The sequence below is a fragment of the Asanoa sp. NPDC050611 genome (assembly GCF_040654855.1).
In the GTDB taxonomy this organism is placed as follows: domain Bacteria; phylum Actinomycetota; class Actinomycetes; order Mycobacteriales; family Micromonosporaceae; genus Asanoa.
Map to the genome: position 1 here is coordinate 1 of NZ_JBFAIU010000088.1, position 23,689 is coordinate 23,689.

Annotated in this window: 21 protein-coding genes and 3 pseudogenes; 11 read left to right on the forward strand and 13 right to left on the reverse strand. The window is 70.8% G+C overall.

The annotated features are described in order from the left end of the window. Positions 1 to 573: 573 nt before the first annotated feature. From AB0H87_RS16220 to AB0H87_RS16235, 4 genes and pseudogenes are all read right to left on the reverse strand, one after another. Positions 574 to 804 (reverse strand): annotated as a pseudogene (locus AB0H87_RS16220) (diaminopimelate epimerase); the annotation flags it as partial. A gap of 462 nt (positions 805 to 1,266) precedes the next feature. Then, positions 1,267 to 1,845 (reverse strand): annotated as a pseudogene (dapF, locus tag AB0H87_RS16225) (diaminopimelate epimerase); the annotation flags it as partial. A gap of 29 nt (positions 1,846 to 1,874) precedes the next feature. Next, positions 1,875 to 2,792 carry a tRNA (adenosine(37)-N6)-dimethylallyltransferase MiaA gene (gene miaA / locus AB0H87_RS16230; protein ID WP_360145216.1) on the reverse strand — a complete coding sequence of 306 codons (918 nt, stop codon included), beginning with the start codon at positions 2,790 to 2,792 and terminating at the stop codon, positions 1,875 to 1,877. Then, positions 2,789 to 3,469: a hypothetical protein gene (locus AB0H87_RS16235; protein ID WP_360145273.1), complete on the reverse strand. Its 681-nt coding sequence runs from the start codon at positions 3,467 to 3,469 to the stop codon at positions 2,789 to 2,791. Before AB0H87_RS16235 ends, miaA begins: the two co-directional genes overlap by 4 nt. Before the next feature lie 231 nt (positions 3,470 to 3,700). On the opposite strand from AB0H87_RS16235, the gene AB0H87_RS16240 reads away from it, so the two are divergent. Then, complete coding sequence (locus AB0H87_RS16240) at positions 3,701 to 4,909, forward strand: DUF349 domain-containing protein (protein ID WP_360145219.1); 1,209 nt, start codon at positions 3,701 to 3,703, stop codon at positions 4,907 to 4,909. Positions 4,910 to 5,270: 361 nt separating this feature from the next. Here the strand turns inward: AB0H87_RS16240 and AB0H87_RS16245 are convergent, their stop codons facing one another. Further along, positions 5,271 to 6,131 carry a DUF4262 domain-containing protein gene (locus AB0H87_RS16245; protein WP_360145222.1) on the reverse strand — a complete coding sequence of 287 codons (861 nt, stop codon included), beginning with the start codon at positions 6,129 to 6,131 and terminating at the stop codon, positions 5,271 to 5,273. A 129-nt stretch (positions 6,132 to 6,260) separates the two neighbouring features. Here AB0H87_RS16245 and AB0H87_RS16250 point away from each other — a divergent pair, with 129 nt between their 5' ends. Continuing rightward, positions 6,261 to 7,871 carry a cellulase family glycosylhydrolase gene (locus AB0H87_RS16250; protein WP_360145225.1) on the forward strand — a complete coding sequence of 537 codons (1,611 nt, stop codon included), beginning with the start codon at positions 6,261 to 6,263 and terminating at the stop codon, positions 7,869 to 7,871. A gap of 54 nt (positions 7,872 to 7,925) precedes the next feature. Here the strand turns inward: AB0H87_RS16250 and miaB are convergent, their stop codons facing one another. Further along, positions 7,926 to 9,419 carry a tRNA (N6-isopentenyl adenosine(37)-C2)-methylthiotransferase MiaB gene (miaB, locus tag AB0H87_RS16255; RefSeq protein ID WP_360145228.1) on the reverse strand — a complete coding sequence of 498 codons (1,494 nt, stop codon included), beginning with the start codon at positions 9,417 to 9,419 and terminating at the stop codon, positions 7,926 to 7,928. Positions 9,420 to 9,448: 29 nt separating this feature from the next. Then, positions 9,449 to 9,949, reverse strand: coding sequence for a hypothetical protein (locus tag AB0H87_RS16260; protein ID WP_360145231.1), 501 nt, complete (start codon positions 9,947 to 9,949; stop codon positions 9,449 to 9,451). Positions 9,950 to 10,068: 119 nt separating this feature from the next. On the opposite strand from AB0H87_RS16260, the gene AB0H87_RS16265 reads away from it, so the two are divergent. The 4 genes from AB0H87_RS16265 (at position 10,069) to AB0H87_RS16280 (ending at position 13,407) form a co-directional block, all read left to right on the forward strand. After that, the gene (locus AB0H87_RS16265; RefSeq protein WP_360145234.1) at positions 10,069 to 10,827 is read left to right on the forward strand and encodes an amino acid ABC transporter ATP-binding protein; all 759 of its coding nucleotides are present in this window, start codon (positions 10,069 to 10,071) and stop codon (positions 10,825 to 10,827) included. A gap of 73 nt (positions 10,828 to 10,900) precedes the next feature. Beyond that, on the forward strand, positions 10,901 to 11,788 hold the full coding sequence (locus AB0H87_RS16270) for a glutamate ABC transporter substrate-binding protein (protein ID WP_360145237.1): 888 nt from the start codon (positions 10,901 to 10,903) through the stop codon (positions 11,786 to 11,788). 78 nt (positions 11,789 to 11,866) lie between these two features. After that, complete coding sequence (locus AB0H87_RS16275) at positions 11,867 to 12,541, forward strand: amino acid ABC transporter permease (RefSeq protein WP_360145240.1); 675 nt, start codon at positions 11,867 to 11,869, stop codon at positions 12,539 to 12,541. Continuing rightward, on the forward strand, positions 12,538 to 13,407 hold the full coding sequence (locus AB0H87_RS16280; protein WP_360145243.1) for an amino acid ABC transporter permease: 870 nt from the start codon (positions 12,538 to 12,540) through the stop codon (positions 13,405 to 13,407). Before AB0H87_RS16275 ends, AB0H87_RS16280 begins: the two co-directional genes overlap by 4 nt. Here the strand turns inward: AB0H87_RS16280 and AB0H87_RS16285 are convergent. The 3 genes from AB0H87_RS16285 to AB0H87_RS16295 all read right to left on the reverse strand — a co-directional run bounded on the left by AB0H87_RS16285 (position 13,404) and on the right by AB0H87_RS16295 (position 16,802). After that, positions 13,404 to 14,072, reverse strand: a complete 669-nt coding sequence (locus AB0H87_RS16285; RefSeq protein WP_360145246.1) for an isochorismatase family cysteine hydrolase — start codon at positions 14,070 to 14,072, stop codon at positions 13,404 to 13,406. The two genes, AB0H87_RS16280 and AB0H87_RS16285, sit on opposite strands and share 4 nt — an antisense overlap. 127 nt (positions 14,073 to 14,199) lie before the next feature. Next, entirely contained in the window at positions 14,200 to 15,975 is a 1,776-nt protein-coding gene (gene rny, locus AB0H87_RS16290; RefSeq protein ID WP_360145249.1) for a ribonuclease Y, read from the reverse strand. Positions 15,976 to 16,574: 599 nt separating this feature from the next. Next, entirely contained in the window at positions 16,575 to 16,802 is a 228-nt protein-coding gene (locus tag AB0H87_RS16295; RefSeq protein ID WP_360145252.1) for a hypothetical protein, read from the reverse strand. Between the two features lie 59 nt (positions 16,803 to 16,861). On the opposite strand from AB0H87_RS16295, the gene AB0H87_RS16300 reads away from it, so the two are divergent. Further along, on the forward strand, positions 16,862 to 17,527 hold the full coding sequence (locus AB0H87_RS16300) for a TetR/AcrR family transcriptional regulator C-terminal domain-containing protein (RefSeq protein WP_360145255.1): 666 nt from the start codon (positions 16,862 to 16,864) through the stop codon (positions 17,525 to 17,527). A gap of 126 nt (positions 17,528 to 17,653) precedes the next feature. After that, a complete protein-coding gene (locus AB0H87_RS16305) occupies positions 17,654 to 18,079 on the forward strand; it encodes a GNAT family N-acetyltransferase (RefSeq protein WP_360145258.1) in 426 nt (141 codons plus the stop codon). Positions 18,080 to 18,580: 501 nt separating this feature from the next. Here AB0H87_RS16305 and AB0H87_RS16310 read toward each other — a convergent pair. From AB0H87_RS16310 to AB0H87_RS16320, 3 genes and pseudogenes are all read right to left on the reverse strand, one after another. Then, a pseudogene (locus tag AB0H87_RS16310) lies at positions 18,581 to 19,195 on the reverse strand (regulatory protein RecX); the annotation flags it as partial. A gap of 337 nt (positions 19,196 to 19,532) precedes the next feature. After that, positions 19,533 to 20,579, reverse strand: coding sequence for a recombinase RecA (gene recA / locus AB0H87_RS16315; protein ID WP_203708417.1), 1,047 nt, complete (start codon positions 20,577 to 20,579; stop codon positions 19,533 to 19,535). Positions 20,580 to 20,752: 173 nt separating this feature from the next. Then, positions 20,753 to 20,953 (reverse strand): DUF3046 domain-containing protein, encoded by a 201-nt coding sequence (locus AB0H87_RS16320; RefSeq protein WP_360145261.1) that lies wholly within the window; start codon positions 20,951 to 20,953, stop codon positions 20,753 to 20,755. Between the two features lie 153 nt (positions 20,954 to 21,106). On the opposite strand from AB0H87_RS16320, the gene AB0H87_RS16325 reads away from it, so the two are divergent. Genes AB0H87_RS16325 through AB0H87_RS16335 form a run of 3 tightly spaced genes read left to right on the forward strand, consistent with a single transcriptional unit; the run spans position 21,107 to position 23,363 of the window. After that, positions 21,107 to 21,493, forward strand: a complete 387-nt coding sequence (locus tag AB0H87_RS16325) for a GntR family transcriptional regulator (protein WP_360145264.1) — start codon at positions 21,107 to 21,109, stop codon at positions 21,491 to 21,493. Beyond that, positions 21,490 to 22,371 (forward strand): ABC transporter ATP-binding protein, encoded by an 882-nt coding sequence (locus tag AB0H87_RS16330; RefSeq protein WP_360145267.1) that lies wholly within the window; start codon positions 21,490 to 21,492, stop codon positions 22,369 to 22,371. The genes AB0H87_RS16325 and AB0H87_RS16330 overlap by 4 nt, the downstream gene beginning before the upstream one ends. Beyond that, positions 22,368 to 23,363 carry an ABC transporter permease subunit gene (locus AB0H87_RS16335; protein ID WP_360145270.1) on the forward strand — a complete coding sequence of 332 codons (996 nt, stop codon included), beginning with the start codon at positions 22,368 to 22,370 and terminating at the stop codon, positions 23,361 to 23,363. The genes AB0H87_RS16330 and AB0H87_RS16335 overlap by 4 nt, the downstream gene beginning before the upstream one ends. The last annotated feature ends 326 nt before the right edge of the window (positions 23,364 to 23,689 follow it).

The following is a 23,689-nucleotide window of genomic DNA, read 5'->3' on the forward strand; positions in this document are numbered from 1 at the left end:
GATCGCGCTCGCCACCTCGCCGCGACCGCCCTCTGATCGCGCTCGCCACCTCGCCGCGTCCACCTCTAGTCGCTCTTGCCACCTCGCCGCGATCGCCCTCCGGGCGTGCTCGCTGCCTTCGCCGCGCGGGCCCGCTTGTCGCGCTCGTTGCGGGGCCGCGATCGCCGCTTGTCGCGCTTCGTTGCCGCGCCCGCTCGCGCCGGCGCTGCTCGCCCGTCGCGCCGATCCCCGCCGATCCGCTCGCCTCGTCGCGCCGCTTCCCGCCGCACCGTCGCCCTGTTCGGTCCGCACGCCCCGCTCGTCGGCTCGGCCCGGTGCGCGCTCACCGCTCGTCGGCTCGGCCCGGTGCGGGCTCACCGCGTCAACGCCCTGCCCGTGACGCCGGCAGGGCGGTTTGATGGTGACAGTCACGTGCCGGCGTCGAATCGCTCGATCGACGAGTGGCGGGCGGCAGCGGCACTAGTCGGCGCGGCTCGGTTGGGTCAGCTGTTCGGCGGCGTCAGTTTGGCTCCGGGCGTTTGTTGCGCCCGGAGCCAGAGTGGCGAGTTGAGTGGCTTCGGCGGTGCGGATCGTTCAGGTGGTGAGGGTTTCGCCGGTGGCTACCAGGACGGCTGGGCCTGTGAAGGTGCAGGCCTGGCCGTCGAAGGCGACCGTTAGGCGGCCGCCGGGGACGTCGACGGCTACCACGCCGGTTTGCTTGCCCAGTTCGTGTAGGGCGACCGCTGCCACCGCGATTGCGCCTGAGCCGCAGGAGAGGGTCTCGCCTGAGCCGCGTTCGTAGACGCGCATCGCGACGTGGGCGTCGACGCCTACCGGGATCGGGCGCTTGTCGACTGCGATGTGGCCCCGGTCCGGCTGCGCCGGGGGCGGCGAGTCGACGGCAATGTGACCACGGTCCGGGCCATCCGCCGGCGGGGAGTCCACCGCGATATGGCCCTGCTCCCGCCGATCCGCCGGCGGCGAGTCGACGGCAATGTGACCACGGTCCGGGCCATCCGCGGGAGGCGAATCCACCGCAATGTGGCCACGGTCCGGGCCGTCGGCTGGTGGGGAGTCCACCGCGATATGGCCCTGCTCCCGCCGATCCGCCGGCGGTGAATCCACGGCGATGTGACCACGGTCCGGGCCTCCCGCGGGAGGCGAATCCACCGCGATGTGACCCTGCTCCCGCCGATCCGCCGGCGGCGAATCCACTGCGATGTGGCCGCGGTCCGGGCCTGGGCGGCGGTCGACGGCGATGTGGCCGAAAGTCGCTGCCTCGCTCGCGCCCGGCACAACGAACTCGACGTTGACGCCTGTCGGGAAGGCGGTCGGGTCGTAGGCCGGGGCCGTGGTCAGGTCCAGGTCGCCAAGGGCCATGCCCGACGGCAGGGCGCAGACCAGGTGTGGGTTGCCGACGTCTACCGACGTGCCGGTGAAGGTCAGGCCGCCCAGTGTGGCCGTCGAACCTCCGCCTACGCGTGGGGTTGGCAGGACCACCGAGACCTCGTCCGCGGACACCGTTGCCTGGACCACGCCTGCGCGGGTGGCGATCGGGAACGACGTGCCCGGCTCGTAGTGCTCCACGGACAGGAAGCGGGCGAAGACGCGTACGCCGTTGCCGCACATCTCGGCGATCGAGCCGTCGGCGTTCCAGTAGTCCATGAACCACTCGGCCTCGCCGGCCAGGTCTGTGGCGTGTGGGTGTTTCGCCGAGCGGACCACCCGGAGGACGCCGTCCGCGCCGATGCCGAAGCGGCGGTCGCAGAGGGTCGCCACCAACGACGGTGTCAGGTCCAGGACGCCGTCCGGGTCCGGGAGGATCACGAAGTCGTTGCCTGTGCCGTGGCCCTTGAAGAATCGCACGCCAACCCCCATCTCGATGCCGCCGCCCATCATCGCGTACCCGCTCGCTCCGCGTGGACCGCGTCAAGTGCCAAGCTCACCAAGGTCGGGTCCGCGCCGTCCAGCCAGGTGATCCGGGAGTCCCGCCGGAACCAGGTGCGCTGGCGCCGCACGAAGCGGCGGGTGGCCCGGATCGTCTCGTCGTGGGCCTCCTGCTCGCCGCACTCCCCCGCCAGGAACGCCAGGACCTGCTGGTATCCGAGTGCCCGGCTCGCCGTGCGGCCCTCGCGCAGGCCCGCCGACACCAGGCCGCGGGTCTCCTCGACCAGGCCCGCCGACCACATCGCCGCGACCCGGGTCGCGATCCGCTCGTCCAGGACCGGCGGCGCTACGTCGACCCCGATCTGCACAGAGGGATAAAACGGCACCGGCTCCGACGGTAGGGCCGCGGCGAACGGCTGGCCCGTGAGGGTGATCACCTCCAGGGCGCGGACGATCCGGCGGCCGTTCGTCGGCAGGATGCGGGACGCCGCCACCGGGTCCGCGGCGCGCAGCCGCTCGTGCAGCGCGCCGGCGCCGACCGAAGAAAGCTCGGCCTCCAGCGAGGCGCGCAACGCGGCGTCCGTACCCGGAAAGTCGAACTCCTCCAGGACCGCCCGCACATACAGACCCGAGCCGCCGACCAGCAGCGGCACCCGACCCCGGGCCAGGATGTCGGAGATCGCCGACCGCGCCAGGCGCTGGTATTCGGCGACGCTCGCGGGCGCCGTGACGGGCCAGATGTCGAGTACGTGATGCGGGATGCCGCGCCGCTCCGGCACCGTCAGCTTCGCGGTGCCGATGTCCAGGCCCTGGTAGAGCTGCATCGAGTCGGCGTTGACGACCTCGCCGCCGAGCTCCTCCGCCAGCGCCAGGCTCAGCGCCGACTTGCCGGCGGCGGTCGGGCCGACCACGGCCACGACGGTCATGAGCGCGTCCAACTGGCCACGAAATAGCCGACGCCGTAGGGAGCAGCGTTGTACGACAGTTCGCCGGACCACGTGCCGCCGGCCGCACCGACCGCGCCCGCCAGCGCCTGGAACGCCGGCCGGCCCGCCACGCCCAGCGACCGCGACACCTCCGGGTCGAGGGCGTGCAACGCGTCCAGGTCGACCCCGGCCAGCGCGGCCGCCAGAGCGTCGTCGTAGGGCTGGGCGCGCGGGTCGTCGTACCCCGGCGACTTGATCCCCCGCGACGCGGACCCGTCGCCCATCACGAGCAGCGCCCACGGACCGTCGGGCGCGCAGCACTCGCCGAAGTCGCGGCATTCCGCCGGTGAAGCGGAAGACGAGATCCCCTGCATGTTGACCACCGCCGGCTGGCCGGGCGGGTGCTGCCGCAACAGCCACGCGCCTATCACCAGGCTCAACGGCAACTCGTGGCTCTCCAGCGGGTCGTGCGGGCCGAGTGACACGTCGAGGTCGACGCCCCACGGCCGGAGCGAGCCGCGCTGTGGCGGGTCATAGGACGTCATGGCCGAATCCGCGCCGAACACGACGATTTGCCGCGCGCCGACCTTGCCCAGCGCCGTGACCGCGGACGCGCAGGCCGCACGGAGGTCGTCGAGCTCGGCGGCGGCACCGCCGGCCACCTCCGGGACGATCATGGGCGGATGAGGACAGACCGCGACAGCTACGAGGGTCACCGCATAACGGTATCGGGACGGGCAGTCCGTCCCCGCGTGATTCGCGCCCCGGTCTCCGTATGGTCACGGTCGCCAATAGGCGCTCGACTTGGACGGGGTGGGACCTGTGACAATGCAGCGGTAACAATACTGCGCTATGGCGACGCCCGAAGGGTGCATTCCCGACGGAGTCGGACGAACGAGGATGGGCAGATGAGCGACTGGACGGCCTTCGGACGCGTGGACGCGGAGGGCACGGTTTACGTCAAGACGGCCGAGGGGGAACGGATCGTCGGCTCCTGGCAGGCCGGCTCGCCCGAGGAGGGCCTGGCCCACTTCGCCCGGCGGTTCGCCGACGTGGTCACCGAGGTCGACCTCGTCGAGGCGCGCATGGGCTCCGGCGCGGCCGACGCGTCCCACTCGCTCGCCACGATCCGGCGCATCCGCGGGTCGCTGGCCGAGGCTCACGTCGTCGGTGACATCGATGGCCTGACCGCCCGGCTCGACCGGCTGGCCGAGTCCGCCGAGGCGAAGGCCGGTGAGGCCCGCGCCGCCCGCGAGACCGCCCGGGCCGAGGCGCTGGCCCGCAAGACCCAGCTCGTCGAGGAGGCCGAGAAGATCGCGGCCGAGTCCACCGGTTGGAAGTCGGCCGGCGACCGGCTCAAGGAGATCCTCGACGAGTGGAAGACCATCCGCGGCGTCGACAAGAAGTCCGACGGCGAGCTGTGGAAGCGCTTCGCCGCGGCCCGTGACGGCTTCACCCGCCGCCGCGGCGCGCACTTCGCGACCCTGGACTCCCAGCGCAAGCAGGCCCAGGGCGCCAAGGAAGCGCTGGTCGCCGAGGCCGAGTCGCTGCGCGAGTCGACCGACTGGGGCCCGACCGCGGCGCGGCTCAAGGAGCTGATGACCGAGTGGAAGGCGGCGCCGCGCGCCTCGAAGGAGGCCGAGCAGCGCCTCTGGGAGAGGTTCCGCGCCGCGCAGGACGCCTTCTTCACGAGCCGCAGCACGGTCTTCTCGGCCCGCGACGCCGAGCAGCGCGGCAACCTGGAGCGCAAGCAGGCGCTGGTCAGCGAGGCCGAGTCGATCGACGTCGACGCCGACCCGCGGGCCGCGCAGGCCAAGCTCCGCGAGATCCAGGGCCAGTGGCACGACGCGGGCCGCGTGCCGCGCGACGTGGCCGGCGGCCTCGACCGGCGGATGCGCGCGGTCGAGGAGAAGGTCCGGGTCGCGATGGACTCGGCCTGGCGCCGCACCGAGCCGTCCGCGAACCCGCTGCTCGTCCAGATGCGGGAGCAGGTCGCGGAGGCCGAGCAGCGCCTCGAGCGGGCCCGCCACGCCGGCGACGCCAAGCGGATCCGCGAGGCCGAGAACGCGCTCAACCAGAAGCGCCAATTCCTGAATCTGGCCGAACAAGCCAATTAGTTTCGTTCCGAATTCCATTTCGGACATAGGACGATTTCCCGGGCCGGCGATCCGTTCTGCGGAATGCAGTTACGAACACGGTCGGATTTCCCGGGCGCGCGGTGGTCCAGCCCGTCGCTCCCGCCGGACACCGGGCCGGGCCCCAGGGGGCCCGTCCCTGCCACGTCCGCGGTGGCAAGACAGCCACGCGGTTTTGTCGGTGGTCGGTGGCACACTCCCGCGCATGAGTGACGACTCGGCGGCGTGGGAGGAGGTGGGCTGCCACTGACCACAGCACTGACAGCCCGCGGTGCTTCGGTCCGCGGGCCGGTCCACGGGTCCGCAGCCGCCGGTGTGCGTCCTGCGCGGCGGGTCGTCCGCGTCAAGCGCTGACGCGTGGGTGTTGGTCGTTCTGCCAGGCGGCCGTGCTCGCGGTGCGCTGCGGCGCCGACAGCGGCTCGCGTTGCCACGCGCCGTCGGGCGCGAGCGTGGCGACGTGTCCGTCCGGCAGGTCCGCGAACGCGGTCAGTGCCGGGTGGCGTTCGACGGCGTGCCCCAGGTAGCCGAGGCAGAGGTCGTCGGCCGCGTAGCCGCGGGCGTCGAGGACGTCGAAGGCGCCCTCGTCGAAGACGACCAGGGCCGGCGACGTCTCGCCCGCCAGCAGCGCGCGGGTGGTCAGCGCCCAGCTGTCCGGCTCCGCCGGAAGTGGGAAACCGGGAGTGTGGGTGCCGACCAGGCGCCAACTGCCGCGCGGGTGCGACGACACCGGCAGCCACGCGAAGGCCTGGCGCGTCCGGCTGCTCACCGTCGCCTCGTCGTTCCACGGCCACCGACCGGCCGCGTCCGGCCAGACGAGCTGCCAGACCGGGACGGACCAGCCGCCGTAGAAGCGGTACGCGGTGCCGAACAGGGCGTCCCGCCACGACTCGTCGACCGGGCGCAGCATCGTCGGGTGGCCCTCGATCACGCCCGTGAACGGGGTTTCGGCCGCCGGCCAGCCGATCTCGCGTAGCCGATCCACCGCGGTGTTGAGCCACACCTGCATGTCCTCGCCCGCCAGGCCGAACATCACCAGCTCCGGCAGCTGGAACGAATGCCAGAGACCGACCGTGTAGGCGAAGTCGAAACTTCCCGGCACCCGCAGCACGCACCAGCCGTGCTTCTCGACCATCGACACCGTGCCGGCGTCGCGGCCGCGGCGGACGCCGGAGCAGATGACGCACGGGCAGCCCGGATCTTGCACGGTTGGGATCGTACCGCCACCTTGACCCGGACCATCGACCGCGATCACAATGGTCGCGGAGCCAGGGCACGCGCCGCGCGACGAGCGCCGCGCGGGATCTCGTACCCCCGTGAAATGGAGCCCTGGCACATGCAACGCAAACCTGTCCGCGGCGCGCTGGTCGCGACGATGGTCGCTGCCGCGACCGTGCTCGTCGGCGTCGCGCTGACGAGCACACCGGCCCAAGCGGCCGGCACCGGCACCGGTTACCTCCACACGAGCGGCAACAAGATCGTCGACAGCACCGGCGCGACCGTGCGGCTCACCGGGATCAACTGGTTCGGCATGGAGACCGACAACAAGACCTTCCACGGCCTGTGGTCGAGCAACCCGTGGCGCAGCCAGATCGACACCATGGCCAACCTCGGTTACAACACGTTGCGCATCCCCTTCTCCAACGACGCGCTCAAGGCCGGCGCGACCGCCACCGGGATCAACGACTTCGTCAATCCCGACCTCGTCGGCAACTCACCACTGCAGATTCTGGACAAGGTCATCGCGTACGCCGGCGGCAAGGGCATGCGGGTGATCCTCGACCGCCACCGGCCGACCAGCGCGCAGCAGACGGCGCTCTGGTACACCTCCGCCGTGCCGGAGAGCACCTGGATCAGCGACTGGCGCATGCTGGCCCAGCGCTATGCCAACAACACCACCGTGATCGGCGCCGACCTGCACAACGAGCCGCACGCCGAGGGCACCAACCCGGCCGCGACGGGCGCCTGCTGGGGCTGCGGTGACACCGCGCGGGACTGGCGGCTCGCCGCCGAGCGGGCCGGCAACGCGATCCTCGGCGTACAACCGAACTGGCTCATCTTCGTCGAGGGCGTGAGCTGCCCGAGTGGCGGACTGTCCAATGTGTGGGACGGGGACACCAGCAACGACGAGGACTGCGGCTGGTGGGGCGGCAACCTCAGCAAGGCCGGGGAGTTCCCGGTGCGGCTGTCGGTGGCGAACCGGCTGGTCTACTCGCCGCACGACTACGCGATCTCGGTCTATCACCAGAGCTGGTTCGACGCGCCGAACTATCCGGCGAACCTGCCGGGGATCTGGGACAAGTACTGGGGTTACCTGTTCAAGCAGAACACCGCCCCGATCATGCTGGGCGAGTTCGGCACGACGCTGGCCGATCCCAAGGACCGGGTCTGGCTGACGAACCTCATGTCCTACCTGGGCAGTGGCGTCAACGGGATGTCGTTCACCTACTGGTCGTGGAACCCCAACTCGGGCGACACGGGCGGGATCGCCAACGACGACTGGACGACGATCAACCAGGCGAAGCAGTCGATCATCCAGCCGTATCTGATCGCACCGACCGGCAGCGGTGGCCCCACGGGCGGCCCGACCGGCGGGCCGACGGGTGGCCCGACGGGTGGGCCGAGCACGCCGCCCGCACAGGGCGACTGCGACGCCACCTACCGCCAGACCAACGCCTGGCAGGGCGGCTTCCAGGGTGAGCTGACGGTGACCAACCGCGGCACCGCGGCGGTCAACCCCTGGCGGCTGACCTGGACCTGGCCGTCCGGCGTCACGCTCGGCAGCGGCTGGAACGCGACCGTCACCCAGTCCGGCACGACGGTCACGGCCGCCGCGCCAACCTGGTCGCCGACGCTCGCGGCGGGTGCGTCCGTGACGATCGGCTTCACCGCCAACGGTTCGGCGTCCGCGCCGGGCGCGGCGGCGCTCAACGGCGTCGCCTGCTGAGAATCCGGAGACCGCGGCGGCGGGTAACCCACGGCCCGCCGCCGCCCCGGCAACTCAGTGCGTGGCGCAGGCCGGCGCGGCCGGCATCGCCTGCACCGGCGGCCGCCCGACCCCCGGCATGCCGAGGCTGACGCCCGGCGTCCGCGGCGCCCGACCGGCCTCGAAGGCGTCACCGGCGCGGGTGCGGCGGTGCGACAGCGGGTCGCCGTCGGCGTTGAGGTGGTGCGGCGCCGCGTAGGTCACCACGGTCTCGACGACGTCGCCCGGCCGGATCCCGTCGAGCGAGCCGGTGGCGAAGTGCACGAGCCGCCCGTCGCGGGCCCGACCCGACAACCGCCCGGTCGCCTCGTCCTTGCGGCCCTCGCCCACCGCGACCAGCACCTCGACGGTCGAGCCGACCAGCGCCTTGTTCTCGGCCCAGGTCGTCTCCTCGACGACAGCCATCAGCCGCTCGTAGCGGTCCTGCACCACGGCCTTGGGCACCTGGAGGTCCATGGTCGCCGCCGGTGTGCCGGGGCGCGGCGAATATTGGAACGTGAAGGCGCTGGAGAACCGGGCCGCGCGGACCACGTCGAGGGTGCGCTGGAAGTCGTCCTCGGTCTCGCCCGGGAAGCCGACGATGATGTCGGTCGTGATGGCCGCGTCGGGCATCGCCGCGCGTACCTTGTCGATGATCCCGACGTAGCGCTCCTGCCGGTAGGACCGGCGCATCGCCTTGAGCACCGCGTCGGAGCCCGACTGCAGCGGCATGTGCAGCGAGTGGCAGACGTTCGGCGTCTCGGCCATCGCCGCGATCACGTCGTCGGTGAAGTCCTTGGGGTGCGGGCTGGTGAAGCGGACCCGTTCGAGCCCCTCGACCGCGCCGGTGGAGCGGAGGAGCTTGCCGAACGCGAGCCGGTCACCGAACTCGACGCCGTACGAGTTGACGTTCTGCCCGAGCAGCGTCACCTCGAGCACGCCCTCGGCGACCAGCGCCTCGACCTCGGCCAGGACCTCGCCGGGCCGGCGGTCCTTCTCCTTGCCGCGCAGCGACGGGACGATGCAGAAGGTGCAGGTGTTGTTGCAGCCGACGGAGATCGAGACCCAGCCGGCGTACGTCGACTCGCGGCGCGCAGGCAGCGTCGACGGGAAGACCTCGAGCGACTCGAGGATCTCGACCTCGGCCTCGGCGTTGTGCCGGGCGCGCTCGAGCATCGCCGGCAGGGAGCCGATGTTGTGGGTGCCGAAGACCACGTCGACCCAGGGCGCCTTCTTGACGATCTCGCCGCGGTCCTTCTGCGCGAGGCAGCCGCCGACCGCGATCTGCATGTCGGGGCGGCGGGTCTTGGCCGGTCGCAGGTGGCCGAGGTTGCCGTAGAGGCGGTTGTCGGCGTTCTCCCGGACGGCACAGGTGTTGAACACCACCACGTCGGCGTCATCCGCCTCGGCGCGGACATAGCCGGCCGCCTCGAGCAGCCCGGAGATCCGCTCGGAGTCGTGCACGTTCATCTGGCAGCCGTACGTCCGCACCTGGTAGGTGCGCGGGCTGGCCTGGGCCCCTGTAGTCATGACCTCTACAGGGTAGCCGCCAGTGAAGCTCAGGCCGCCAGGCCCGGGACCACCCGGTCCGGGGTCCACCGCGACTGCTGGCACGGCACCCGCTGCCGGCACCACGGGTCGTGCCCGGTGCAGATCCGCGGGTTGGACAGCGCGGTGCCGTCGTCGGTCTCGAGGAGATCCACGTGTACGGGTCGCAGCGTGCCGTCGGCGGTCGCCAGCACGTGCCGGTCGGGGATCAGCGTGTCGTCGGCGAGCAGGATCCGGCGGCGCAGCAGCGAGGCGACCTCGGCGGCCGCGGCCGGCTCGTTGACCTCGGGCGGCGGCGCGTAGCAGTCGATGGCCACGGGAAAGTCGCCGCCGCCGTGCCACACGTCGCAGAGCACGGCGTCGTCCGGCGGGTCGTCGTCACCCAGTGGGACGACCGCACAACCGGTGACCACGCTGAGCACGCGCATGACCACGGATGGTGTCAGGGGCGCCTCCGCGTGCCAGTTCCAGATCGCGGAGACCTGCCCCGTCGGGACCGGAGGGATACCCATACAAGAATCGTGCCTGCAAGCGGGCATGTTCGAGGGCCGCGTTACCGCTCCGTGACCGTTCGCGGCCCGTCCTGACACATCGTCACCCTTAGAGTGGCTCCATCCAGAGGGAGGGGTCGATGGTCGCGAGTGACGCGTCGCAGGAGTCGCTGATCGTGCTCGACAAGGTCAACAAGTTCTTCGGCGACCTGCACGTGCTGCGTGACGTCGACCTGTCGGTCGGGCGCGGCGAAGTGGTGGTCGTGATCGGACCGTCCGGTTCGGGCAAGTCGACCCTCTGCCGTGCGATCAACCGGCTGGAGACGATCAACTCCGGACAGATCACGTTCGACGGCAAGGCGCTGCCGGCCGAGGGCCGCGCGCTCGCCCGGTTGCGCAGCGACGTGGGCATGGTCTTCCAGTCGTTCAACCTGTTCGCGCACAAGACGATCCTCGAGAACGTGACGCTCGGGCCGATCAAGGTGCGTAAGGAGAAAGCCGAAGAGGCGCGCAAGCGCGGCATGGCCCTGCTCGAACGCGTCGGCATCGCCAACCAGGCGGGCAAATATCCGGCCCAGCTCTCCGGCGGCCAGCAGCAGCGCGCGGCGATCGCGCGCGCGCTGGCGATGCAGCCCAAGGCGATGCTCTTCGACGAGCCGACCAGCGCGCTCGACCCCGAGATGGTGGGCGAGGTGCTCGACGTCATGACGTCCCTCGCCCGCGACGGCATGACGATGGTCGTGGTCACCCACGAGATGGGTTTCGCGCGGCATGCGGCCAACCGCGTGGTATTCATGGCTGACGGTCAGCTGGTCGAGCAGGCCGAACCCGGCGAGTTCTTCGCCAACCCCCGCAGCGACCGGGCCAAGGACTTCCTTTCCAAGATCCTTACGCACTGATCTCACGTTTCCCTGCACACCAAGGGATCCGGCCGCACCGGCGCCGGGTCTCCTTCACAAGGAGGAGAAGTACATGCGGATGACGCGCGTTGCGGCCACCGCCGCGGCGGCAGTGCTCGCACTGACGATGGCGGCCTGTGGTGACGACGGCGGCAGCGGCACGGGTACGGGCAGCGGCACCGGCACCGGTTCGGGCGACTCGAACGCGACCGGCGTGATCGCCAAGGCGCAGGGCGGTTCGCTGAAGGTCGGCGTCAAGGCCGACCAGCCGGGTCTCGGCCTGCAGACCGGCACCGCCTACGAGGGCTTCGACATCGAGATGGCGAAGATCATCGCCAAGGGTCTCGGGATGCAGGAGTCCGGCATCCAGTACGTGACCACGGTGTCGGCCAACCGCGAGCCCTACATCCAGCAGGGCACCGTCGACCTGGTGATCGCGACCTACACCATCAACGACGAGCGCAAGACGAAGGTCAACTTCGCCGGGCCGTACTTCATGGCCGGTCAGGACCTGCTCGTGCCGACCGACTCCACGATCAGCGCGCCCGAGCAGCTCGAGGGCAAGAAGGTCTGCTCGGTGACCGGCTCGACCCCGGCCAAGCGGATCCAGGAGAAGTACAAGGGCGCGCAGCTGCAGCTCTTCGACGCCTACTCGAAGTGCATCACCGCGCTGGCCGGTGGCCAGGTCGACGCGGTGACCACCGACGACATCATCCTCGCGGGTTACGCGGCCCAGCCGCAGTTCGCGGGCAAGTTCAAGGTGGTCGGCAAGCCGTTCTCCGAGGAGCCCTACGGCGTCGGCCTCGCCAAGGCCGACAAGGCCGGCTGCGAGAAGATCAACGAGATCCTGAAGGCCGCCGCCAGCGACGGCTCCTACAAGGCCGCCTGGGACAAGACGCTCGGCAAGAGCGGCACCCCGGCTCCTGAGCTCGACACCAGCAAGCTGACCAACTGCGCCTGACGCGCAGACGCGCGGGGCCGGCGGCGGACACGCCGCCGGCCCCGTGCGTGGTGAGACACCCGAAGGGAGGAGCGGGGCGTGCCCGTATTCAGCGATCCCGCCAACTTCGACGCGTACGTGTCGGGTTTCCTGTGGATCCTCAAGATGACCGGCGCCTCGGCGGCGCTGGCCCTGGTGATCGGCGTGCTGCTGGCGGGGATGCGCGTGTCGCCCGTGCCGGTGCTGCGCTGGTTCGGCGCCGCGTGGGTCAACATCTTCCGCAACACCCCGCTGACGCTGATCATCTTCTTCTGCTACTTCGGCCTGTACGCCACGCTGACCATCTCGTTGAGTGACGACCTGATCCTCAACAACTTCTGGCTCGGCGTCGTCGGCCTCTCCGTCTACACGGCCGCGTTCGTCTGCGAGGCGCTGCGCTCCGGCATCAACACGGTGCCGCCGGGCCAGGCCGAGGCGGCGCGGGCCATCGGGCTCACGTTCAGCCAGACGCTGCGGATCGTGGTGCTCCCCCAGGCCGGCCGCGCCGTGATCGCGCCGCTCGGGAGCGTGCTGATCGCGCTCTGCAAGAACACCACCATCGTCGGCACGATCGGCTTGCTCGAAGCCAGCAACATCATGAAGCAGCTGATCAACGACAACGGTGACCAGGTCATCCTGATCTTCCTCGTCTTCGCCGGTACGTTCGCGGCCGTGCTCATCCCGGTCGGCTACTTCTTCGGCTGGCTGGCCAACCGACTGGCGGTGAAGCGGTGAACGGCAACCCGGTCCTCTACGACCACCCGGGGCCGCGGGCGAAGGTCCGCAACGCCATCCTGACCGTGGTGTTCGGCGGGCTGATCCTGGCGCTGCTCTACTGGATCTACCGCAAGTTCGACGAGAAGGGCCAGTTCACGAAGGTGCTCTGGGAGCCCTTCACGCAGGGCGCCGTCTGGAAGAACTTCATCTTCCCCGGCATCGAGGGCACGCTGAAGGCGGCGGCGACCGCGATGGTCTTCGCGCTAGCGTTCGGCCTGATCTTCTCGGTGGGCCGGCTGTCGGAGCACCGCTGGATCAGCGTCCCGGCGGGTGTGGTCGTCGAGTTCTTCCGCGCCGTCCCGCTGCTCCTCATGATCTTCTTCATCTCGTTCGGCGTGCCCTTCCTGATCCACCAGCCGGTGCCGCCGTTCTGGTCCGTGGTGATCGGCCTGACCCTCTACAACGGGTCGGTGCTGGCGGAGGCGTTCCGGGCCGGCATCCGCGCGGTGCCGTCGGGACAGTCCGAGGCGGCGTACGCGGTCGGCATGCGCAAGAGCGCCGTGATGCAGCACATCCTGGTGCCGCAGGCGGCTCGCGCGATGCTGCCGGTGATCGTGAGCCAGCTGGTCGTGCTGCTGAAGGACACGGCGCTCGGCTACATCGTCTCGTACCCGGAGCTGCTGCAGCTCGGCGTCAACGTGGTGGCCGCGAACTACTTCAACGTGATCCAGGCCGCGATCGTGGCGGCGGTGCTCTACATCGTGGTCAACTTCGCGCTGACGGGCCTGGCCAACTACCTGGACCGCCGCACGCAACGCCGCGGCATCAAGACCCGGCCGATCGATCCGGGCGCGGCCATGGGCGGCGCCGGCGGCGGCTTCTAGGGTCTGGCGTCGAGCAGTTCCAGGACCTCGTCCGTCGTGCGTACGTCGCCGAAGGTCCGGTAGATCGTGTAGAGGGTGGCGTTGTGGTCCTCGTCGCGACGAGCGGAGTTGGCGTCGGCGACCATGACCACGCGATAGCCGAGGGTGCTCGCGTCGCGGGCCGAGGACTCGCAGCAGACGTTCGTCACCGTTCCGGTGATGAGCACGGTGTCGATGCCGCGTTCCGCGAGCTGGCCCGGCAGCGGTGATCGGCCCGGGAAGAACGCGCTCGACGCGGTCTTCTCGACGAACAGGTCCGCGTCGTCGGGCTCGAACTCGTGCCACAGGCGGGAGCGGAGTGTGCCGTCGCCGCCGCTGCGGGCGAACATCGCGGCGGTCTCCGGGCCGTAGAACTCGTTGGTCACGGGCGACGGCTCGACGTAGCCCGGCAGGACCCAGGCGACGGTGCCACCCGCCGCGCGCAACGTGCCGGCTAGGCGGGCGATGTTGGGCACGATGCCGAACGTGTACTCGTTGTCGTCGACGAAGAACGGCACCATGTCGACGACGACCAGCGCGGTGCGTTCCGGCGCCAGCTTCCGGTACGCGTGCCGCCGGCCACGTCGCGCCTCGTGCCGCCGGTACTCCCGCTCCTCGATCCGCCACGCGTGCTGTCTGCGCTCCATGGTCGCGGAGGCTATCGGGGTTTCGGGGTGACGGGGCGGCCCGCGGACCTGGCAGCGGAGCGAAGCGCAGCGGTGTCCGGCGGGAGCGACGGTCGCGCCCCCGGCGGACCCGGGACCACCTCGGTTGTTATCTGGCGATCTCCGTGACCCGCGACTCGCGGACGACGGTGACCCTGATCTGGCCGGGGTAGGTCAGCTCTTCCTCGATCTGCTTCGCGACGTCGCGGGCGAGGACGGCGGCGCCGATGTCGTCGACGTCGTCCGGCTTGACCATGACGCGGATCTCGCGGCCGGCCTGCATCGCGAAGACCTTCTCGACGCCGGTCTTGCCGCCGGCGATCTCCTCGATGCGCTCGAGGCGCTTGACGTAGGCCTCGAGGCTCTCGCGGCGCGCGCCCGGCCGGCCGCCGGAGCACGCGTCGGACGCCTGGGTCAGCACGGCCTCGATCGTCTGCGGCTGCACCTCGTTGTGGTGCGCCTCGATCGCGTGGACGACCTCGTCGGACTCGCCGTACTTCCGGGCCAGGTCGGCGCCGATCAGCGCGTGGCTGCCCTCGACCTCGTGCGTGAGCGCCTTGCCGATGTCGTGCAGGAACGCGCCGCGCTTGATCAGCTGTGCGTCGAGGCGCAGCTCGGCTGCCATGATGCCGGCGATGTGCGCGGTCTCGACGAGGTGCTTCAGCACGTTCTGGCCGTAGCTCGTGCGGTAGCGCAGCCGGCCGAGCAGCGTGACCAGCTCCGGGTGGATCTCGGTGATGCCGACCTCGACCAGGGCGTCCTCGGCTGCCCGCTGGCAGAGGCGCTCGACCTCCTGCTTCGCCGTCTCGAAGACCTCTTCGATCCGGTGCGGGTGGATCCGGCCGTCGAGGACCAGCTTCTCCAGCGTCAGCCGGCCGATCTCGCGACGGACAGGGTCGAAGCACGACAGGAGTACGGCCTCGGGCGTGTCGTCGATGATGAGGTTGACGCCGGTGACGGACTCGAACGCGCGGATGTTGCGGCCCTCGCGGCCGATGATCCGGCCCTTCATCTCGTCGCCCGGCAGGTGCAGGACGCTGACCACGCTCTCCGCGGTCTGCTCGCTGGCCACGCGCTGGATCGCCTCGACCACGATGTGCCGGGCGCGCTGCTCGCCGGTGGCCCGGGCGTCCGCCTCGATGTCGCGGACCAGGATCGCGGCCTCGCGCTTGGCCTGCACCTCGATGGACTCGACCAGCTCCGTACGCGCGGATTCGGCGGTGAGCCCGGCGACCCGCTCCAGCTCCCGGCGGCGCTGCTCGTCGGCCTCGGTGAGGGCGACCTCGCGGTTGGCGAGCGCCTGCTCGCGCTCGGCGAGCTCCGCGGTGGCGGCGGCGAGCCGGCGTTCGCGCTCGGTGAGCCGCTCGACCTCCTCGGCGTGCATGCGCTCCCGCTCGTCCATCCGGGCGGCGCGGCGCTCGACGTCGGCGGCCTGCTCCTTGGTGGTGGCGGCGAGCATGCTGGCCTCGCGCTCACCGCTGCGGCGGGCGGCGGCCCGGAGCTGTTCGGCGTCCTGCTCGGCCTGGCGGTGCGCGCGGTCGAGCAGGTTGTCGGCCTCGGCGCGGGCGTCGTCGAGCACGCGGCGCGCCTCGGCCCGGGCGGCGGTCGCCTCGGCCTTGGCGGCGGCGGCTTCGGTGCGCGCGGCGGCGGCAGCGGACTTCGCGTTGTCGACGGTGGAGGTGGCCTCTTCGGCCTTGGTACGCAGCGTCGCCAGCGACTGTTCGTGGCGCTCACGCTCGGCGGTGTAGCTGGGGTCCTCGGTCTTGGGCGCGGTCGCGTGGGCGTTGAGCCGGCGCAGGGCGCGGGCACCGAGGACGAGACCGACGAGGACGGCGGCGGCGAGAACGATGACCGCGGCGAGTAGGACCACGTCCAGCGCGCTCATGCCGCAGCCTCCCTCCGGTCGGCTGGGCAAGAGCGCCGGCGACTGAGCTGACCGCGCTCGCTCCGCTCGCCTGCCGCATCTTCCTTACCGCGGCATCGCCGGTGTCGCCCGGTCATGACGCCTCCCCTCACCGGTCCGGCGCGCGGGAAGGGGTGGCCCTCCCGCACTCACGCGCGGCTGTACGGACGCCCGACCGAGGCGGCTGTTGGCCGTGAAGGGCCGACCGACGGTGCGCCACTGCGCCGCCGGTTGGCCGAAGCTGTTATCACCTCACTACCGAACCGGCCCTGTCCGATAACGGGGTATGTGGCCGAGTAACCGGCCAAAGTGATGCCGTCTTGTTACGGGATCTATGTTGTGCGCTTAGCCTGCGATGGTCGGGCATTCCAATCTGTAACGCGAGGCTAGGTCGCGAGGGGCCGTTCGGTCAAGGACTCATGATCCGGCTGGGCGAGGGACATAGGGCACGCATCCGCTCACCCCCTGCTCAACACGCTTCGAATCAGCACGAAAGTTGCCACCAACATCCACATCGCGTGTCCGTAATCGCGCGGTTGCGCAACGTGGATACCCGATGGTGCCACAGCCGGGGTCCACAGTCACCGGTGGGTGTCGAGGTGGACCTCCACGTCGTAGACGAGTCGCACCGGCTCGCCGTTGGTGATGCCGACGAAGACGGGCTCGGCCGCGGGCGTGTGGCCCTTACGCCAGACCTCGGCCCGCGCGGCGTCGCGGGAGTCGTGATGGATCCTGCCCGCCCGGTGAAGCCGCACCACCTGGCGCGCGGTGTTCCTGTCGCTGTCGAGCTGTACGCGGATCACCGGCATGGCCCTGCTCGCAGACTTATCGCTGTTAAGTTGCCTTGGCACTGTAATAGAGTGCGGCCATGAACGCGACCAGCGTGTGGCTCCGCGCCGAGCCGGCCCGCCCCCGCCGCGCGGCGCCGCTGACTCGCGACCGGATCGTCCACGCCGCGGTGTCGGTGCTCGACGAGCACGGCATTGAGGGCTTGACGATGCGTCGGTTGGGTTCTGACCTGGGCGTCACGTCGACGGCGCTCTACTGGCACGTCCGCACGAAGGACGACCTGCTCGACCTGGCCGTGGACGAGGTCTTCGGTGGGGTGGTCCTGCCGGCGGGCGGGTCCTGGCAGGAGGACGTGCGCGCCCTGACCCGCGGCTGGCGGGCGGCCATGCTGCGCCATCCGTGGGCGCCGGGCTTGATCGGCCGCCCGATGCTGGGGCCGAACGTGCTCGCCCGGACGGAGTTCCTGCAGTCGGCGCTGGTGCGGGGTGGGTTCGCGGGCGTCGGGTTGGCGGTGGTCACGCGGTTGTTGGCCAACTTCGTGATCGGCTCGGCGGTGACGGAGGCGACGTGGCACGGTACGTCGGACCCGTCCGTCCGTGGTGGAGCAAGGCGGCACATCACGGCGAACGCGGCGGCTTATCCGACTCTCATCGAGTCGGGCCATCTGGACGAGGGCCGGTGGAGCGACGAGGACCTGTTCGACCGCGGCATCACCGCGATCCTCGCGATGTCAGGCGAGAGTTAGCCCTCTTGTATATGCACCGGGTCGCTCTGGCTCGTCGATATCGCTAGGGTTCGGTTTGTGGATCATGAGCCGAGGATCGGCGATGCCGTTGCGGTCCGGCGGGCGACGACGGCCGACGCCGAGGCGTTGGCCGGGCTGCGATGGCGGCGGCTGGCGGAGGAACGCGGCTATACCGGCACGGACCGCGCGACCTTCCTGGACGCGTTCGCGACGTGGCTGGTCGACCATGAGGCCACCCACCTGCCGTTCATCGCCGAGATGGACGGGCAGGTGGTCGGCATGGCCTGGCTGATGGTCGCCGAACGTGTGCCAACGCCGGCCGCGCGCAAACGCCTGAGCGGCGACGTCCAGTCGGTGCTCGTGGTGCCCGAACGTCGCAACGGCGGGGTCGGCGCGGCGCTGCTGGAAGAGGTACTCGCCGAAGCCGCCAGACTCGACCTGGAGCACGTGACGGTCCACTCGAGTGACCGCGCGGTGCCTTTCTATCAGCGGGTCGGCTTCGAGCACGACCGCACCTGGCTGCGCTGGAAACCGGAACCGACGGACAGCTGACTCACCAGGTCCGCCGATCAGCTGGGTAGTCCGCGGCCCACTTTGGTGCTGGCGCACCCGGATCCGCCGACCCAAACCGACAGGCGACGGCCCACCCGATGCGGTTCACCCCGTCCGGTAGGCGACGGCCCAGTCTGCCCGGCGCCCACCCGTCCGCCGCCGCGTTCGGAAGGCGACCGCCCGCACTGCCCGACGCCCACCCATCCACCGCCCTATTCGAAAGGCGACCGCCCGCACTGCCCGACGCCCACCCATCCACCGCCCTATTCGAAAGGCGACCGCCCGCACTGCCCGACGCCCACCCATCCGCCGAGCCGTTCGGAGGGCGACCGCCCGCTCGGTGCGGCGCCCGGCCCGGCGTCAACGAGCCGCTGAACAGCCCATAGTTCGCTTTCAGATCGCCACCGAATCCCGGCGCCCCGCGTGGGCGTATGTCACCAGGCAGGGACGAGCTTCCTTGGCGGCAGCGACTGCGAGCCGCACCCGCAGGCCCGGTGTGGGTCAGTCCGGGTCCGCGGACCGGGACGCGTCGGCGTCCGCCTCCATCGCGGACTGGGCCTCCGCCAACGCGTCGACGTCGACCTGGTCCGCGAACTCTGCCGCCTCGGCGCTCTGGGCAGCCAGCGCCTCCTTGACCGCGCGGATGGCCACCCCCGGCGCGTAACCCTTGCGGGCCAGCATGCCGACCAGCCGCCGGAAGACCTGTTCCGGGTCGCCGCGGACCGTGCGTAGCTTGCGGTCCACCAGCGCCCGCGCCGTCTCCGCCTCGGTCGAGTCGTCGAGCTGCTCCAGGGCGGCGCCGGCGGTGTCGGCGTCGACGCCGCGTTTGCGCAGCTCGTTGGCCAGTGCGCGGCGGGCCAGGCCGCGGCCCGCGTGGCGGCTGCTCACCCAGGCCCGCGAGAACGCGGCGTCGTCGATGATGCCGACGTCGTCGTAGCGGTCCAGCACCGCGGACGCCGTCTCCTCCGATATGCCCCGGCGGGCCAGGGCGCGGGCCAGCTCCGCGCGCGTGCGCGGGCGGACCGCGAGCTGCCGCAGGCAGATCTCCCTCGCCAGCTCGGCCTCGTCGGCCGGCGACATCGGCTCGCCCTCAGCCGCGGCCCGCGCCGCCGAGGAGCCGAACCCACCACGTCCACCAGCAGCGGAACGGCCGCCGCGCCGCGACCGCCCGCGGCCACCGCCGCCCGACCCGGTCATCGGCTCGCCCTCGGCGGACCCGCCGGGCCGCGGTGTTGGGACGTCGTCGTCCAGGACCGCGGCGCGGCCGCCCCACGGGTCGCCGAGGGGCTCGGCGCCTTCCGGCCAGACGAAGTCGGCCGACGGGTCGGTCGGGGTCTCGCCGTCCGGCGCCGGGCGTGGGCGGCGTGGGCGGGTGGATGGACGTGGTGGTGCCGCGTCCCAGCCTCGGCCGGAACGGGCACCCCTGCGTCGACCGGCCATGGCCGGTCAGCCGTTAGAAGTCGACCGGCGGCAACTCGAGGCCGCCGGCCGCGTCGCCGGCGCCCTGGCCGACGCCGAGCTTTTCGAGGATCTTCTTCTCGATCTCGGCGGCGACGTCCGGGTTCTCCTTGAGGAACTCGCGGGCCTTTTCCTTGCCCTGGCCCAGCTGGTCGCCGTCGTAGGTGTACCACGCGCCCGACTTGCGGATGATGTTCTGTTCGACGCCCACGTCGATCAGGGAGCCCTCGCGGGAGATGCCCTTGCCGTACATGATGTCGAACTCGGCCTGCTTGAACGGCGCCGCGACCTTGTTCTTGACGACCTTGACGCGGGTGCGGTTGCCGACCACGTCGGTGCCGTCCTTGAGGCTTTCGATGCGCCGCACGTCGAGGCGGACCGACGCGTAGAACTTCAGTGCCCGGCCACCGGTCGTGGTCTCCGGGCTGCCGAACATCACGCCGATCTTCTCGCGGAGCTGGTTGATGAAGATCGCGGTCGTCCCCGAGTTGTTGAGGATACCGGTGATCTTGCGCAGGGCCTGGCTCATCAGCCGGGCCTGCAGGCCCACGTGGCTGTCGCCCATCTCGCCCTCGATCTCGGCGCGGGGCACGAGGGCCGCGACCGAGTCGATGACGATGATGTCGAGCGCACCGGACCGGATCAGCATGTCGGCGATCTCGAGCGCCTGCTCACCGGTGTCGGGCTGGGAGACCAGCAGCGCGTCGGTGTCGACACCGAGCGCCCTGGCGTAGTCGGGGTCGAGCGCGTGCTCCGCGTCGATGAACGCCGCGATGCCGCCGGCCCGCTGGGCGTTGGCCACCGCGTGCAGGGCCACCGTCGTCTTACCGGAGGACTCCGGGCCGTAGACCTCGATGACCCGACCGCGCGGTAGGCCGCCGACGCCGAGCGCCACGTCCAACGCGATGGACCCCGTCGGGATCACCGCGGTCTGGATGACGGGCCGCTCCCCCAGCCGCATCACCGAGCCCTTGCCGAACTGCTTGTCGATCTGCGCGAGAGCAAGGTCGAGCGCCTTGTCCCGATCAGGCCCTGTCGCCATCGTCGCCACCCCTGCCTTCGCCGGCATCTTTGAACTCTTCGTCACGCGGACAACCTAGGCGCTGGGTATGACAGAAAACAGCCGCCGTGCCGCGCCTGTGGATAACCGCCAGGTGAGGACAATAGCCGAACAGGTGTACTACGCGACGCCGACACGCCGAACATGAGTACGAGTCAACGCAGCCGCGCCGGCACCCGGTCCGGATAGGCAGCCACCACGGCCCGCCACACCACGACCGTCTCCACCCCGGCGTCCAGCGCCTGCTCGATGGTGCGCCCGTCGAGCTGGGGCAGCACCTGGTCGGCGGCGATGCTGGCCGCGTAGCCCGGCCCGAACGCCTGCTCCAACCGCGCCCAGAAGTCGGTCAACCGCACAGTGCACGCACCCTCCGCGAACGGAACCGAAGAACCCGAGTCAGCAACCTACGCCCCGGAAGCGACTCACAGCCAACCCCCAGCACGGCGAGCCTTGACGCGCCGCGGTCCACAACACCTATAGTCCTATGAAACTAGAGAAACGAGATAAGCGTGATCGAGTTTCATCTGGACGGTCGGTCCGGCGTCGCGCCCTACATGCAGCTGATCCAGCAGGTCCGCCAGGCCATGCGGCTCGGCCTGCTCCGCGAGGGTGACCGGCTCCCGACGATCAAAGACGTGGTCGCCAAGGTCGCGATCAACCCGAACACGGTGCTCAAGGCCTACCGCGAGCTGGAATACGCGGGCCTGGTCACCGCCCGCCCCGGCGTCGGCACCTTCATCGCCCGCACCCTCAGCGAAGAGGCCGCCGCGGTCGAGCCGCTGCGCGAGGAACTGCGCGCCTGGCTCAGCAAGGCCCGCGCCGCCGGCCTCGACCCGGAAAGCATCGAGGCGCTGTTCGCCACCACCTTCCGCATCCAGTTACAGGAGTACGCATGAGCGCGGTGCTCGAGGCCAAGGGCCTGACCAAGCGCTACGGGCGACGCACCGCGTTGGCCGACTGCACCCTGGACGTCCCACCCGGCCGGGTCGTCGGGCTCGTCGGCCCGAACGGCGCCGGCAAGACCACCCTCCTCCAGCTCGCCGTCGGCATGCTGACACCGACGCGAGGGACCATCACCATCCTGGGAGACCGCCCCGGACCGGCCCAGCTAGCCAAGGTCGGCTTCGTGGCGCAGGACGCACCCACGTACGCCAACCTGACCGTCGACGACCACCTGCGCTTCGGCAGGCACACCAACCCCGGCTGGGACCAGGCACTGGCCGACGAGCGGATCGCCGAGCTCGGCCTCGACCCGCGGCAGAAGGCGGGCCGGCTCTCCGGCGGCCAACGCGCCCAGCTGGCGCTCACGCTCGCCATCGCGAAACGCCCGGAGCTGCTGATCCTCGACGAGCCCGTGGCCAGCCTCGACCCGATCGCCCGGCGTGAGTTCCTGCGCGGCCTGATGGCGCACACGGCGGAGCACCGTACCGGCGTCATCCTTTCTTCTCATCTCGTGTCCGACCTGGAGCGCGTCTGCGACCACCTGATCGTGCTGACCGCGTCCCGGGTGCGCGTCGCCGGCGACGTCGACGAGCTCATGGGCACCCACTACCGGCTGACCGGCGCCCGGCGCGACGCGGCCGACCTGCCGGCCGGCGCGGAGGTGATCGAGCACAGCGCGACGGGACGGCAGTCCACATTCGTCGTACGCAGCCTCGTGCCGATCGACGACCCCTCGCTCACCGTCGAACAGCTCACCCTCGAAGACCTGGTCCTGGCCTATCTGTCGCGGTCGAGCGCGGCGCACCGGCCCGAGTTGGAGACCGCCCGATGATCTGGTTCACCTGGCGCCAGTTCCGCACGCCGGCCATCATCGCCGCCGGCGCCCTGGCCGTGTTCGCCGTCGTACTGCTCGTCAGCCGCGGCTCCATGACCGACCTTTACGCCGACGTCGCCGCCTGTCAAAGCGACTGCGGCAACGCCATTGACGGCTTCCTCACACGGTTCCACAACAGCGCCGGCGGCACGATCTACTACACCGGCCTGGCCATCATGTACGCCGCACCACCGCTGATCGGCGTCTTCTGGGGCGCACCGCTGGTGGCCCGCGAGATCGAGGCCGGCACGCACCGGCTCGCCTGGAGCCAGTCGATCAGCCGCACCCGCTGGCTGGCCACCAAGCTGGGCCTGGTCGGCGCCGCCACCGCCGCCGCGACGGGCCTGCTGAGCTGGGCGGTCACCGCGTGGTCGAGCCGGGTGGACAGCGCCGCGGCGGACCGGATCACCCCGCTGGTCTTCGGGGGCCGCGGCCTGGTCCCGGTCGCGTACGCCATCTTCGCCTTCACCCTCGGCGTCACCGTCGGCATGCTGATCCGCCGCACGATCCCGGCGATGGCCACCACACTGGGCCTCTATGCGGTGGCCGTGGCCGCGATGCCGTTCTGGCTGCGCACCCACCTCGCCCCGGCGACGCACGACACACCGCCACTGGACATGACCAAGCTCGACGGCCTGATGATCAACCAGAGCGGCGACGTGATGATCGAGCCGGACCCGATCCCCAACGCCTGGACGATCACCAACCGCGCGATCACCACGACCGGCGAGGCCTTCACGGGCCCGGCGGACCCGACGAAGTGCGGCCCGTCACTGCCCAACGGCTCGTGCTCGAACTGGGTCGGCTCGCTGGGCCTGCGGCAGGACGTCGTCTACCACCCGGACAGCCAGTTCTGGACCCTGCAGTGGATCGAGACAGGCGTCTTCCTGACGCTGGCGGCGATCCTGGCGGCGGTCAGCTTCTACTGGCTCCGCCGCCGCCTGACCTGAGAGCCATTTACTCGGGTCCGCGGTGGTCCGGACCGTTCCTCCCGCGAGAGATCGCTTCGCTTGCCAGGCCCGTCGTTGGTCGTCCCAGGAGCACCGGCGGAGACGTCCGCGCGGACGTATATGCGAAAGCATGTGGCTACATGCTTCGCATGTACGCCGCGCGCGACCCTGCCGGCGCTCCGCGCGGGTGATGCGTCGATGGATGCAGAGCAAAGCCGGTCGGCGATCCGCCGATGCAAGCAGAGCAACGGCAGTCGGCGATCCGCCGATGCAAGCAGAGCAACGGCAGTCGGCGATCCGCCGATGCAAGCAGAGCAACGGCAGTC

Bases quoted from the DNA above. Each gene is read 5' to 3' on its own strand.
- miaA (WP_360145216.1), bottom strand. From the start codon at position 2,792: ATGACCGTCGTGGCCGTGGTCGGCCCGACCGCCGCCGGCAAGTCGGCG.
- rny (WP_360145249.1), bottom strand. From the start codon at position 15,975: ATGAGCGCGCTGGACGTGGTCCTACTCGCCGCGGTCATCGTTCTCGCC.
- recA (WP_203708417.1), bottom strand. From the start codon at position 20,579: ATGGCGACAGGGCCTGATCGGGACAAGGCGCTCGACCTTGCTCTCGCG.
- miaB (WP_360145228.1), bottom strand. From the start codon at position 9,419: ATGACTACAGGGGCCCAGGCCAGCCCGCGCACCTACCAGGTGCGGACG.
- AB0H87_RS16240 (WP_360145219.1), top strand. From the start codon at position 3,701: ATGAGCGACTGGACGGCCTTCGGACGCGTGGACGCGGAGGGCACGGTT.
- AB0H87_RS16295 (WP_360145252.1), bottom strand. From the start codon at position 16,802: ATGCCGGTGATCCGCGTACAGCTCGACAGCGACAGGAACACCGCGCGC.
- AB0H87_RS16235 (WP_360145273.1), bottom strand. From the start codon at position 3,469: ATGATCGTCCCGGAGGTGGCCGGCGGTGCCGCCGCCGAGCTCGACGAC.
- AB0H87_RS16330 (WP_360145267.1), top strand. From the start codon at position 21,490: ATGAGCGCGGTGCTCGAGGCCAAGGGCCTGACCAAGCGCTACGGGCGA.
- AB0H87_RS16270 (WP_360145237.1), top strand. From the start codon at position 10,901: ATGCGGATGACGCGCGTTGCGGCCACCGCCGCGGCGGCAGTGCTCGCA.
- AB0H87_RS16265 (WP_360145234.1), top strand. From the start codon at position 10,069: ATGGTCGCGAGTGACGCGTCGCAGGAGTCGCTGATCGTGCTCGACAAG.
- AB0H87_RS16260 (WP_360145231.1), bottom strand. From the start codon at position 9,949: ATGGGTATCCCTCCGGTCCCGACGGGGCAGGTCTCCGCGATCTGGAAC.
- AB0H87_RS16285 (WP_360145246.1), bottom strand. From the start codon at position 14,072: ATGGAGCGCAGACAGCACGCGTGGCGGATCGAGGAGCGGGAGTACCGG.
- AB0H87_RS16300 (WP_360145255.1), top strand. From the start codon at position 16,862: ATGAACGCGACCAGCGTGTGGCTCCGCGCCGAGCCGGCCCGCCCCCGC.
- AB0H87_RS16335 (WP_360145270.1), top strand. From the start codon at position 22,368: ATGATCTGGTTCACCTGGCGCCAGTTCCGCACGCCGGCCATCATCGCC.
- AB0H87_RS16250 (WP_360145225.1), top strand. From the start codon at position 6,261: ATGCAACGCAAACCTGTCCGCGGCGCGCTGGTCGCGACGATGGTCGCT.